Raw genomic sequence first — 12,805 nt, 5'->3', positions numbered from 1 at the left:
AAAATAATAGGGGATATTGAACGAAGTTATGCGTTGTTATTCTGCTTTTTCTTTGATTTTTCAATCCAATATTTTTCGATTTCTTCCAAAGGTTTGCCCTTGGTCTCCGGTAAATATCCCAGTACAACGATAAAAGCTATCGCACAGAAAAAAGCAAATAACCAAAAGGTATAACTTGCTCCCCAGGATGCGAGCAAAATAGGAGTCAGCTGACCGACGATCGCATCGGAAATCCACATCACCATAATACTTATTCCCATTGCTCTTGCCCGTATGGCATTTGGGAATATTTCCGCCGCGACCACAAATTTTAACGGACCGATAGAAAAAGCAAAGAAAAAAAGGAAGAGCAGGATGGAAACAATCAATGCAACATTGTTTGGTTGTTCCTGACTGAAGAGATATCCCGTTACAATCAGACTAATGGTGGCCCCCAATGTCCCTAAAATATATAAGGGTCTTCTTCCCCAATTATCTACTTTCCAGATGGCAAAGCAGGTAAATAATACGTTCGCCGCACCAAAAAATAATTGTGCATGATAAGAATTTGCTAAGGAAATACCTGATTCCAACAGTATGCTTGGGCCGTAATAGACGATGGCGTTGATGCCGCTCAGTTGAGAAAATAAGGGTAAAAATAGACCTAACAGAAATGCCCTGCGGTAGATGGGAGAAAACAGCTCCTTCATATTTCCTTTGGCCGGACTTGGCGAATCATATAGATCCGTTAAACCAAGTTTGGTACGGATTGCTGCGACCTCTTCGTTTCGCCCAATTTTGGCCAGCCAGCGGGGACTCTCAGGAATAAAATAAACCCCTAAACTAAGTAGGACGGCGGGGATCGCGCCAACTAGAAACATGCCACGCCAAAGCTCCGCCTGAGGCAACGAATCGAATTGAAGAATGAAATAGTTACTAATATAGGCAATCAGAATACCAAATGTAATCGCCAATTGATAACAGGTAACTGATCTGCCTCTGAATTTACTGGGGGATATTTCAGCAAGGTAAAGAGGAACTACGATAGAAGCTATACCAACACCTAGTCCGCCAATGCCCCGGCTCGCGATCAATATAGTATAATTAGGACTGAATCCGCAGCCAATTGCTGACAATAAAAAAAGCAACGATGCCACGATAAAGGCTTGTTTACGACCATATTTGTCCGTAAAAGAGCCCGTAAAGAATACACCAATAATGCATCCGATTAGTGCCGAACTAACAAAAATACCTTCCTGCACAGGAGATAATCCAAAAAATCCCTTCACAAGCGGTAAAGCACCGGCGATAACCGCCATGTCGAAGCCAAAAAGCAGTCCGCCCAGTGAAACAATGCATAAAATAAGGATAAAATTTTTAGACATAGCTGGTTTATTAGTTTTATATGTATATACATACAAACATATATCTATTTTTTTAATTATCCAAAAAATCTTACTTTAGCCTAAGCAATATCATGTAATGAATTTAAAAATAGATCACAAAAGTCCAGTCCCACTGCATATACAAGCAGAAAATCTACTGCGGGAGTTGATAAAACAACCGGAATATATTGAGGGGAAAATGTTGCCCAATGAAATAGAGCTAGCCAAACGTCTGGCTATTTCCCGTTCTACTTTGCGTCTGGCGATTAATAAGCTGGTTTATGAGGAGCTATTGATCCGGAAGAAAGGTATCGGTACAAAGGTTGCAAGCACCAAATTCAGTTCGAAATCCAAAAATTGGCTAAGTTTTTCACAAGAAATGAAAAATCGTGGTATCGAGGTCAAGAATTTTGAGCTTCATGTGAGCTGGGTAGTGCCCGATAAGGCCATTACAAAATTTTTTGCGGTCGATGAGGATCAAAAGCTATTAAAGCTGGAACGGTTACGTGGTAAAAAAGATGATCCGTTCGTCTATTTTACGTCTTATTTTCATCCTCGCATTGGGCTGACAGGTGACGAAGATTTTAAACGTCCGCTGTATGAAATATTGGAAGCCGATTACCATGTTGTGGCCGATCTTTCGCAGGAAGAAATAGACGCCGTTGCAGCCAATAAATTTATCGCAGACAAACTCGAAATCAATATCGGTGATCCGATCTTATCGCGCAAACGCTTTGTTTTCGATCAGTCCGGAAAGCCAATTGAATATAATCTGGGATTCTATCGCGCCGAAAGCTTTACCTATACCGTGGAAAGCCGAAGAGATTATTAATAGAACAATTGATCCAGTAATCATAAGCTACTGGATCAATTCATCCGTCGATTGCAGTGACTACTTGGCTGTTTCTGAGGCCCATTGATGGAGTAGTGCGATTGCTTTGCTCAATACACCGGCTGAGCCTTTGAATTTGCCCGATCCGCTCGGCACATCATTCTTGCCGTACCATTCGTAAAAACCTTTGTTCTTCACCACACGATCAATCATTGGCCCTAACTCGTCGTAAGCTTCCTGATAAAAGCCGTTGCGGACAAGTTGCTGGATCATTCTGCCGCCAAACCAGGTCCAGTCGCCCCCATTTTGATAGTGATAAGGTTCTGCCATCCAACCTTTGAAAAAACCGGCAGGGTAGGTCGGATAGAGTGTAAGGCCGATGCTCGGCATGCCCGACAAACGGACATTTTCCAACATCTGTCTATTGACCGTTTTTATTTCGTTTCGTTTGAGCAGTCCAGCTTCGATCGCAATTGCCGTACCCCCATGGTAATGGATTTGATTTTCATCAAAGCCTTTTGGCAGGGGAGAGTGCTGTGGATAGATATGTGGAATAAATTTCTGTTTCTTTTGGTCCCAGAGATAGCGTCTGCTATTTGTTTCAAGCTCCTTTTTAAATTTTTTCCAATCAGCGGCCTTTGCTCCATTGGGTTGGATTTCAATTAAGTTCTGTAAGGCAATGATGAGCATGGCATTGTCGTAGATATCAATGGCTTCATTGGAGAGTGCATTCCAGTCACAGCCAAAATCGTCATGCGGCTGCACATCACCCCAGTCGGCTGTCATGGCGCCCCAAAGGAGACCGTATGTTGTATTGAACCGTTCTCGCCTGAGGTAATCCAACATCAACTGTATGCGCTCTTTGACCGAAAGTCCACCAATGGATTCGTCAAGAATGCCATAATCCTTGGTTTTCTGTATGTACTTGCCCAGTAGCTGAATCAGCGAAGTCTCTTGGTCGGTCTCGACAGTGTTTTTAAAACCGACATGATCGGGTGCATTTTTAGAATAATAAGGCGTATCATCATGCCAGGTGAAATCTTTCTTGAGTACATAGCCGTCGACCATTTCACCATTGGGCTGTTGCATCTGGAAAAACAATAGGATAGCCCCGCGAACATCTGCTGCAGGTCTTTCTTCCAACGCCGTTTCAATAAACGTATTGAGGTCCCGGGCCCATATCTGCGAATAGCCACTTCCGGCATTAAATCCTTCTTTGATGACCTGCCTGGCCAGGCTATCCACATATTTTAATTTCGGATCGGCTAAAATGGTCTGCGCAAGCTTAAGTTGGTCTCCTTTCGATGGGATTTTTTGTTGCGCAGAGAGACCGCTGCTAAATAAGATAAACGTAAGACCGAAAAACGTTAGGTTTCTTCTCATGGAACTTTTTATTAATTGAAGTGTTATGCATTTCAGTAGTGCAATCGCGATGTTTCGTTAGATTATTTCCAGCGCATTCAATTTGGATTGATCTTTATGACTTAAAACTTCTTGGTTATTATTTATTATGTATATACAAACAAAGGTAAAAAAATAACTGGTGCATCAGGCTTTTAATGAGATATAATTCAATTCGTATTTAAATTATTACAATATTGCGCCTTTTTGAACTGTCCCCGCCTACTTTTTTTATGATCTTTTTGTTTTCATGTTTATACATAGTTTTATTTTTTGTAAGTTTGTTTTTGAACCTAATTGACAACGATGGTAAAGCATCTTATATTTTATTTTTTCTGCATGTTATTCCGTGTGATATCTGCGTCAGGGCAACAAAAAACTGATCTAACTACCCTGGTAAAGCCCAATATTGGATCTGTGCATAGCCGGTATTTTTTTTATACGCCGGCGGCAGTACCCTTTGGTATGGCCAAATTAGCACCAAGTACCAATGGAAGTTATGGCAATAAGTCCGGTTGGGAAGCCGTTGGCTATGACGATAGACACAGCTCTATCGAAGGCTTTGCTAATTTTCATGAGTTTCAGATCGGGGGAATTGTCTTTGCTCCATCAGTAGGTGAACTCAAAACCACGCCGGGGAAACTGGACCAGCCGCGAAGTGGCTATCGCTCATCATTTGACAAAAAAGATGAATTTGCCACATCAGGTTACTATCGGGTGAAACTGAAAGATTACGGAATCCTCGCCGAACTAACGGCGACAAAAAGGGTAGGTTTCCATCGTTATACCTTTCCAAAAACCGATGCGTCCAACCTGATATTTGATATTGGACATGTGATGGGCGAGAGCGGACCAGTGGTCGATGCTGAAGTAAATTACGATAATCAATGTGTATGGGGATACGTGGTGACAAACCCGGTATATGTCCAAAAATATCAACAAGGCGCTACTGTGAAGATGTATTTCTTTGCAGAAGTCAGCAAGCGGCCAAAATCTTATGGAACATTTAAGGACGACGCGATTTTTGAGGAGAAGAAAAACATACGGGGGCAAGGAGCGGGACTGTTTTTGCGATTCGATACAGGATCGGATGAATCTATCACCATCAAAACCGGTTTGTCCTATACTTCGGTAGATAACGCACGGTTAAATTTGGAGCAGGAGGCAAAGGGGCTGACATTTGATAAAGCGAAATCCGAAGCACTGAATACCTGGAACAATGAAATGGGAAGGATATTAGTGGAAGGTGGTAAAGAAGAGGACCGGGTTAAATTTTATACCGGATTATATCATGCCTTACTTGGACGGGGACTTGCCAGTGATATTAATGGGGCTTATCCAAAAAATGATGGCTCTGTAGGCCAGATTGCATTAAATGCGCAAGGGAAGCCGGTTCATCAGCACTATAATACAGATGCGATCTGGGGCGCATTTTGGAACCTGACACAACTCTGGTCCATCGCCTATCCTGATTATTACAACGATTGGATACAAAGTCAGCTGCTGGTGTACCGCGATGCGGGCTGGCTCGGTGACGGTATCGCCAATAGTAAGTATGTTTCCGGTGTGGGTACCAATTTTACGGGCTTGGCAATTGCTGCAGCATATAATGTCGGAATACGGAATTACGATACAAATTTTGCCTATGAAGCTGTTCGGAAAAATGAACTTGAATCACGCGGACGGATTCCGGGAGCAGGGAAGCTTGATGTGGGGGTGTTTGTTGAAAAAGGTTATTCACCTTATATCGAGGACAATACCGGTAGTCCTGAATTATTAACCCAAGGATCACCTTTTGGCGCTTCTCATACCTTGGAATATGCCTTTTCGGCAGCTGCTGCTGCGCAATACGCCAAGTCACTTGGTCGTAATGCAGATTATAAGAAGTTTCTAAAGCTTTCAGACGCATGGAAAGGATTATATGATCCTTCAACTAAATTTATACGGCCAAAGGACAGTAAGGGAGACTTTATTCCGAACTTTAATCCCTATCAACCCTGGCGTGGATTTCAGGAGGGAAATGCCTGGCAATATACTTTTTATGTACCGCACGTTCCCCAAGATCTTGTCAAACTGGTCGGAAAAGACTTATTCAACCAACGTTTGGACAGCATATTTACGGTATCCCAGCGGAATGTCTTTGGAGGTGGAACCCAAATTGATGCCTTTGCCGGTATTGAGAGTCTCTATAATCACGGAAATCAGCCCAACTTGCATATCTCCTGGTTGTTTTATTTTTCAGGGAGACCTGACCTAAGCCAAAAATGGGTGCGGGCGATTTCAAATGAATTTTATGGCACGGAGCCTGTTCACGGTTACGGCTATGGACAGGATGAAGATCAGGGACAATTGGGGGCTTGGTATGTTTTATCGGGGATCGGATTATTCGACGTAAGAAGTTTAACGACAGAAAATCCGGCATTTCAGATTGGGGCGCCTTTATTTGATAAAATTACCATACAGCTTCCCAAGGCATTACGAAAAAATAAATTCACGATTCAGGTTGAAAAAGAGGCCCCGGATAGTTACTATGTTGATCAGGTCCGCCTGAATAATAAAGCCTGGACCGGATGGCAGCTTCCCTTTGAACAACTGGTTAAAGGTGGTGTCATGACGCTGAACTTAAAAAGTAGTGCGCGTGGAAACTAAGTGGTAAAAGAAGAGTGCTGATGGGTAAATGGAAATCCTGCATCGGATAGCACATTTCAAAAAGCCTTTGGAACGTATATAAAATAAAAAATAGGGGTGTCCAAAATAATCGGACACCCCGTAGGTAGGTTGGTTTGTTGATTGCCTACGCGATCTCTGCAATGAAATTGCCCTCTTGGTCCAAATCGGCCTTATGGGCAGCAATTTGTTGAAGATTAATGTGGCCGATTACATATTTGAAATCTGCTGCGTAATACCTTTCGGTGATCTCACTGAATTTTAATTTTTCGATCAGTTGATCGTCCGTGTATCTTAAATAGACCTTGATCAGATAATCCTGACTATAATTTAAGGCACTGGATTCTAAATGTTTTTTATATTCATAACGGTAGCCATAGCGTAGTGCTGCAATGTCGGACAGGACTGCGGAACCCGTCGGATGACCGCCGGCACCTTTACCGTAAAAGAATTGTTCGTCCGCAAATGCAGCTTTGACCAGCACACCGTTATTTTCATTTTCTACATTATACAACATGCTTTCTTTGCCTACTAAACGAGGTAGTACATAAAGCACGACTTTATTGCCATCGATCTCTTTGGCCGTAGGGATCAATTTGATTTTAAAGTTCTTTTCTTTTGCAAAACGAATATCCTGTTGGCCTAATTTGTCGATACCGATGTTGAATACATCATCGGGTTTAACATAGATGCCATAGGCGTGTGACGCGACGATACAGACTTTGAATTTAGGATCATATCCACCGACGTCAAGCGTAGGGTCTGTTTCAGCAAAGCCAAGTTCCTGTGCTTTTTTTAATGCATCTGCATAAAGCTGGTTTTCGTTGAAAACCTTGGAAAGAATGTAGTTGGAAGATCCGTTAAAGATGCCGCTGACCGAATGCAGAAGCTCATTGTCGTAATATTCTTCCAGGTTACGGATAATAGGTATACTTCCACACACGGCTCCCTCATAAAGTAGGCTCGTTCCATATTCATGTTGAATGTCGACCAGCTCTTCAAGGTGACCGGCAATCATTTTTTTATTTGCGGATACCACATTTTTGCCTGATTTCAATGCACGCACAGTTAGCCTATAGGCCGCTTCTGCATCATCGATCAATTCGACAACCGTGTTGATTTGCGGATCCCCCAAAATCGCCTCCGCATCAGTTGAAAATAAGTCAGCGGGCAGTGAACGTTTTTTATCCGCATTTTTAATGACAAATTTCTTGATTTCCAGATTTAGATTTTTAGTTTTGATAATGTCGTAGAGACCTTGGCCGACAACGCCAAATCCAAACATCCCTATCGTTAATTTATTACTCATATCTCTTCTTGTATGCTCTTATATTATTGTTTACTTCTCTTATACTAATTCGTTGATATACTCCTTCTTATTTTCTAAAAAGTTATGGATAATAGCTGTCAGCTTTTTTGTCTCGATCAAAAAGCCATCGTGACCGTAGCTCGACTCGATCTCCCGGTAGCTGGCATTGGGAATATGTCGGGCAATAAATTTCTGTTCATCTACGGGGAATAATATATCTGTATTGACACCTAATACCAATGTTGAACAGTTGATACCAGCGAGCGCTGCTTCCAGAGATGCTCTTCCGCGGGCCAGATTGTGGCTGTCCATCGCTTTTGTCAGGTAAAAGTAGCTGTATGCATTGTAGCGTTTAACCAATTTTTCGCCTTGATAATTTTGATAAGAAGCAGCTTTGTAATCATTTACTTTATTGTCATCGGTATCCCTTTGTGTATGATCATAGGTGATATAATTGCGATAGGACAACAGCGCGATCGAACGTGCGACTTTCAGCCCTTTCGCACCGCCATCAGGATGATTGGCATAGAAAGTCCGGTCTGCTGTAATGGCTAAACGTTGACTTTCATTAAAGGCAATCCCCCAAGGGGAATGCACTGCGTTTGTACCGACAACGATGAGCTGATTGATGGCGATCGTTTTGGAAGCGGCCCATTCCAACGCTTGTTGACCGCCCAGTGATCCACCGATTAAAACTTCAATTTGGCTGATATCCAGATGTGCTGCGAGCAACTGATGGGCATTGACAAGATCTTTTACCGTAAATTCGGGAAAAGAAAGGTAATAAGGCTGACCTGTCGCGGGATTGGTGGATAGGGGATTGCTGCTCCCATAGGCCGATCCAATCACATTCGCACACACGATATAATAGTCATTGGGATTAAACAGATCATCTGTACCAAAAAGACCCGGCCACCAGTCCAACACATTCGCATTCGCGGTCAAGGCATGACAAACCCAGACTACATTGCTGCGATCTGCGTTCAGTTCTCCAAATACTTCATAGCTGATCTGTAAATCGATAAGCTCCCTGCCGTTTTCAAATACAAAGGGCTCCTGATGCTGATAAATATGCCTGCTCATTACGTTTAAATTTAGGAATGTATTTGATTATTTGATCTTTTCGAATGCCTGTTGCAGGTCAGCTTTAATATCATCAATATGTTCTATCCCTACTGAAAGGCGCAACAATCCCGGAAATACACCCGCATTGGCCTGATCTGCATCACTTAATTGCTGGTGCGTTGTTGCTGAAGGATGGATGATCAATGATTTGGTATCACCTACGTTGGCCAAATGGCTGATCAGTTCGAGGCTGTCAATAAAAGCATTTGCTTTCTGGGCAGCATCACCTTTCAATTGGAAGGAGAGGACTGCACCATAACCGTTTTTAAGATATTTTTGCGCATTTGCAAAACTTGGAGAACTTTTTAATCCCGGGTAATTTACCTTTTCTACCTGTGGGTGAGCCTCGAGCCATTTGGCGACCTCTAGGGTATTGTCCACGTGACGTTGCACACGCAAGGACAATGTTTCAAGTCCCTGTAGTAGTAAAAAGGAGTTGAATGGCGAAAGGGCCGGACCAAAATCACGCAGACCTTCAACACGGGCGCGGATAGCAAATTGGATATTGCCAAAAGGTCCCTTTTCACCGAATACCTCGGAGAATACCAGACCATGATAACCTTCAGATGGTTCGGAGAATTGTGGATATTTTCCATTGCCCCAGTTATAGTTTCCACCATCAACGATCACACCGCCGATACTTGTTCCATGACCGCCAATCCATTTTGTTGCAGATTCAACCACCACATGGGCACCATATTCCAGCGGTTTGAACAGGTATCCACCGGCACCAAAAGTATTGTCGACAATTAGCGGTAAATCGTATTTTTTAGCGACAGCCGCTATTTTTTCAAAATCAGGGATGTTAAAACTCGGATTTCCGATCGTTTCCACATAAATTGCTTTGGTCTTATCGTCAATAAGTGCTTCAATTTTATCGGCTTCGGCATCCGTGGCAAAACGGGCCTCGATACCCAATCGTTTAAAAGCAACTTTAAACTGGTTGAATGTACCGCCGTACAGGTTAGAGCCAGCCACGAAGTTATCGCCATTTTCAAGGATATTGTTTAATGCAATAAATTGTGCTGCCTGTCCGGAGGCAACAGCTAATGCCGCAACTCCGCCCTCTAAGGCAGCGATACGTTGTTCGAAAACATCCGTCGTGGGATTCATGATCCGCGTATAGATATTGCCAAATTGTTTCAGCGCAAATAAGTTGGCTCCATGTTCGGCATTTTCAAAGACAAATGAAGAAGTTTGATATATAGGTACAGCTCTGGATCCAGTAGTAGGATCTGCCACTTGACCGGCGTGAACTTGTAAGGTTTCGAATTTTAGATTTTTGTTGGAAGACATAATATATCAGATTTTAAGGGTTCAAAAAAAGTATTCACAAGAAAAAAAGAAAGCATACACACCTGTTGAAAAGGTCTGTTAATATCGTAATCCGGGAAAAAGGAAAATGATTCTTAACAAGTTGGAAGGTGCGTATGCATGCGCATTCGCATAGACATGGCATTGCTATGTGTCGCTTCTTTACCTGTTAGCTGGTTTGTCTGAAACAAACCTAAATTGTTGATGGTTTTCTGTAATGTAATAATCATTGTCTTATTTCATTTATATGCTCCAAAGCGATATTGCTTTGGACAGGATTTGGCACCTTTTCAACCAAATTGAAGGTTGCCAGTGGGTCATAGAGCCAGTCTCTCGCCACTTCTTTATAAATCAAGACCTGCAGATTAAGGAAGGTGTTGATTAGAAATCTTCATCTGAAGACATTGCAAATATAAACTTCTTTTCTATTAATGCAAAAGAAAATCATTTTTTTAATTAAAACTATTTTATAAATACATCTTCGCCATCGCTTTTCTACTACCTTTTAGCGAGCGCAATATGTTCCGCGATTTGATCCAAATCTGTCAAAAGCGGTTTTAACTCATCTATTCGGCTATAAATGTCGTTGTGCAGAACCTCAGGATTTTTGCTGATGGAAATCGAAAGCCCGACCAGGTGCGAGTTGATGCGGTAGGAGAGCGCCTGAAAGTGGTGAATATGGGACCAATCAATCCACTTATGTTCAGGTTCCTTCTTCATTTGGTTAATGGAATCAGAAAATAGAGCCATTGCCGTTTGTGCTTTTTTTCGTGCTAATCTGATATCAAAAGAGCTCTGCAGGTTGTCGGATAGGCGCTTGTTGATCATCTGAAAATAATGCTGATTGTAGCGTGCGACCTCCTTGGCCAGGTGGACCATGCTTGAGCTTTGACGCACGGGAATCAGGAAATATCCTGCAATGGTGAGCAGTGCGCCAACCAGGGTAAAAGCCATACGGCTACCGAGAATAAGATTAATATTACCTTCGAATAAATTTAGTGCAATGACAACACCCAGTGTGATAAAAACTACACTGACCATATAGTTGGATCGGTTGAATAAAAAGAATCCGAAGAGACCTGTGGCCGATAAACTAAGTAATAAGGGAAGACTTTCGAAGCAAGCCAAACAGGAGATGCCGATCAAAATACCTGAAAATGTCCCGGCAATACGTTCGATATTGCGGGTCTTGGTCATCGAAAATGCTGGCCTTGCCACGATGGCAATCGTCAATAAGATCCAATAGGTATATTTGAAATCCAGAAATAGAATCCCGATCAATGCGCCAATACCAAAAAGTATAGCCATGCGGAGTGCAAAACGAAACAGCGGATTTTTTAGGTGCAGCTTATCTTTGATCTCCCCCAGACTGCCCAAAGGACGATTGATAAATTGTTGATATTCCTCGGTACCGATTTTGTCCTGAATTTCCTGATTCTGATAAAAAGCAACCTGGATTCGGCGGAGTACTTCAAGAATAGATTCCATGTTGTTGATGATAGCCGATAGAATCGGGCCTGCTGATCCGATTTGTTGCTGCTGAATATTTTTCAGCTCGTTCAACAACTCATTCAGTTTAATCGTATTATAATACAATTGTTGTGCATGGCTGAACCTTTTATTCGGTTGTGAAAAACTTTCGATTTCCAGTGCCAATAATTTTATTGCACGGCGGATCACAGGAAGGCTCCCGGTATCGGCAAGATTCTTTCGAATGGCATCATAGTCATGATCAAGTGCAATAATAAGCTCGTGTAGATCAATGAGGCCGTAAACCTGACTCAGCCAATAATTACTCTTAGGCCATTGATGGCCGATGATTCTTTTCTCCCGGAAGAGTAAGGATCGTATCTGTTCTTGCTGTTCACTGATCTGACCGTGAATTTTTCCTACACGGCTATAGGTAATACCCAGTGGAATATCGGGATCATAGGATTGCGCACGGACCAGTAAAAATTGAGATAAACCCTGAAAACCATTGGCCATCGCATGTTTTAGGGAACGATACGGCCTTATGTAGGCCTGTAGCAGGCTAAAAGCATAATAAATCGCCGCGCCAGTCGTAATTTGCAGGCTGACTTCCAGCGGATGTTTTGGTGCCAGGCCGATGACAAAACTCATTAAGATTAAAGTCATGTTGCCGATAGCAGCATAACGTGGTCCGAACAAACCATATAAGGTAAAAGTAAATCCCGCCAAACTTAGCAGAATGACCAAAGGCCAATGGTAAGGAAAGAAGTAAGCTGTAAGAAATGACGCAAGAAAGAAAGTCGGAATGCATACCAGGGCAGAGGATAGTTTATCCTTTCGGTTACCGGGAGGATCAGTCAGTGTCGTCAACAAGGAGCCGACACCAATACCAATGGCGGTGCCTGCGGGTGTGCCCAATAAATAGATGGCCAGACTTGGAAGAATGCTGATGGAGACATTACGCAGGGCATCACCAAAGTGTTCACCTTGGACAAATCGCATAACTTGGCTATAAATACGGTAGAATCTTTTCTTTAATGATACAATGCTCATCAATCAGTTTACTAATTTTCGATGCAAAAATACAAATATTATGCTTAATATTTCTCGTATTCATTTTATTTATTTTGAATAATATTGATTTTTTGAATTTTTATTTTGAAACAGTTGCTTTGTGAAATCTTGTTCTCCGGCGCTCCTGAAAGAAATGTACGGCACTTTTTTGGGATGAATAATATGCCGTGGCCGAGAAAACCTGAAAAGCAATTTACCGAGCTTATTTAGCCACCCGCCGACGGTTTTTGGCTATCCGTCTATTTCCCC

9 protein-coding genes and 1 riboswitch are annotated in these 12,805 nt (G+C 42.4%); of the genes, 2 read left to right on the top strand and 7 right to left on the bottom strand.

What is annotated here, in order from left to right; genetic code table 11:
* Window positions 1-26: 26 nt before the first annotated feature.
* A complete protein-coding gene (locus tag DCO56_RS01955; RefSeq protein ID WP_108632073.1) occupies window positions 27-1,364 on the bottom strand; it encodes a sugar porter family MFS transporter in 1,338 nt (445 codons plus the stop codon).
* Window positions 1,365-1,461: 97 nt separating this feature from the next.
* On the opposite strand from DCO56_RS01955, the gene DCO56_RS01950 reads away from it, so the two are divergent.
* Window positions 1,462-2,196, top strand: a complete 735-nt coding sequence (locus DCO56_RS01950) for a GntR family transcriptional regulator (protein ID WP_108632072.1) — start codon at window positions 1,462-1,464, stop codon at window positions 2,194-2,196.
* A gap of 60 nt (window positions 2,197-2,256) precedes the next feature.
* On the opposite strand, the gene DCO56_RS01945 is transcribed toward DCO56_RS01950, so the two are convergent.
* On the bottom strand, window positions 2,257-3,579 hold the full coding sequence (locus tag DCO56_RS01945) for a glucosidase family protein (protein ID WP_108632071.1): 1,323 nt from the start codon (window positions 3,577-3,579) through the stop codon (window positions 2,257-2,259).
* Between the two features lie 324 nt (window positions 3,580-3,903).
* On the opposite strand from DCO56_RS01945, the gene DCO56_RS01940 reads away from it, so the two are divergent.
* Complete coding sequence (locus tag DCO56_RS01940; protein ID WP_108632070.1) at window positions 3,904-6,246, top strand: GH92 family glycosyl hydrolase; 2,343 nt, start codon at window positions 3,904-3,906, stop codon at window positions 6,244-6,246.
* Between the two features lie 145 nt (window positions 6,247-6,391).
* Here DCO56_RS01940 and DCO56_RS01935 read toward each other — a convergent pair whose 3' ends face one another.
* From DCO56_RS01935 to DCO56_RS01920, 5 genes are all read right to left on the bottom strand, one after another.
* The gene (locus DCO56_RS01935) at window positions 6,392-7,573 is read right to left on the bottom strand and encodes a homoserine dehydrogenase (RefSeq protein WP_108632069.1); all 1,182 of its coding nucleotides are present in this window, start codon (window positions 7,571-7,573) and stop codon (window positions 6,392-6,394) included.
* Window positions 7,574-7,612: 39 nt separating this feature from the next.
* Window positions 7,613-8,656 carry a homoserine O-acetyltransferase family protein gene (locus DCO56_RS01930; RefSeq protein ID WP_108632068.1) on the bottom strand — a complete coding sequence of 348 codons (1,044 nt, stop codon included), beginning with the start codon at window positions 8,654-8,656 and terminating at the stop codon, window positions 7,613-7,615.
* A 27-nt stretch (window positions 8,657-8,683) separates the two neighbouring features.
* Window positions 8,684-9,994, bottom strand: coding sequence for an O-acetylhomoserine aminocarboxypropyltransferase/cysteine synthase family protein (locus DCO56_RS01925; protein WP_104382377.1), 1,311 nt, complete (start codon window positions 9,992-9,994; stop codon window positions 8,684-8,686).
* A gap of 113 nt (window positions 9,995-10,107) precedes the next feature.
* A complete protein-coding gene (locus tag DCO56_RS29820; protein WP_277603205.1) occupies window positions 10,108-10,242 on the bottom strand; it encodes a hypothetical protein in 135 nt (44 codons plus the stop codon).
* Window positions 10,243-10,252: 10 nt separating this feature from the next.
* Window positions 10,253-10,365: riboswitch (SAM riboswitch) on the bottom strand.
* A 145-nt stretch (window positions 10,366-10,510) separates the two neighbouring features.
* Window positions 10,511-12,535, bottom strand: coding sequence for an FUSC family protein (locus DCO56_RS01920; RefSeq protein WP_108632067.1), 2,025 nt, complete (start codon window positions 12,533-12,535; stop codon window positions 10,511-10,513).
* Between the last annotated feature and the right edge of the window lie 270 nt (window positions 12,536-12,805).

The sequence above is a fragment of the Sphingobacterium athyrii genome, from assembly GCF_003071065.1.
Taxonomy (GTDB): domain Bacteria; phylum Bacteroidota; class Bacteroidia; order Sphingobacteriales; family Sphingobacteriaceae; genus Sphingobacterium; species Sphingobacterium athyrii.
Note: the sequence above shows the minus strand (reverse complement) of the source record. Positions and strands in the feature narration are given on the sequence as shown.

What these genes read in the sequence shown, in the direction of transcription:
- DCO56_RS01955 (WP_108632073.1), bottom strand. Translation starts at nt 1,364, where the DNA reads ATGTCTAAAAATTTTATCCTTATTTTATGCATTGTTTCACTGGGCGGA.
- DCO56_RS01950 (WP_108632072.1), top strand. Translation starts at nt 1,462, where the DNA reads ATGAATTTAAAAATAGATCACAAAAGTCCAGTCCCACTGCATATACAA.
- DCO56_RS01945 (WP_108632071.1), bottom strand. Translation starts at nt 3,579, where the DNA reads ATGAGAAGAAACCTAACGTTTTTCGGTCTTACGTTTATCTTATTTAGC.
- DCO56_RS01940 (WP_108632070.1), top strand. Translation starts at nt 3,904, where the DNA reads ATGGTAAAGCATCTTATATTTTATTTTTTCTGCATGTTATTCCGTGTG.
- DCO56_RS01935 (WP_108632069.1), bottom strand. Translation starts at nt 7,573, where the DNA reads ATGAGTAATAAATTAACGATAGGGATGTTTGGATTTGGCGTTGTCGGC.
- DCO56_RS01930 (WP_108632068.1), bottom strand. Translation starts at nt 8,656, where the DNA reads ATGAGCAGGCATATTTATCAGCATCAGGAGCCCTTTGTATTTGAAAAC.
- DCO56_RS01925 (WP_104382377.1), bottom strand. Translation starts at nt 9,994, where the DNA reads ATGTCTTCCAACAAAAATCTAAAATTCGAAACCTTACAAGTTCACGCC.
- DCO56_RS29820 (WP_277603205.1), bottom strand. Translation starts at nt 10,242, where the DNA reads ATGATTATTACATTACAGAAAACCATCAACAATTTAGGTTTGTTTCAG.
- DCO56_RS01920 (WP_108632067.1), bottom strand. Translation starts at nt 12,535, where the DNA reads ATGAGCATTGTATCATTAAAGAAAAGATTCTACCGTATTTATAGCCAA.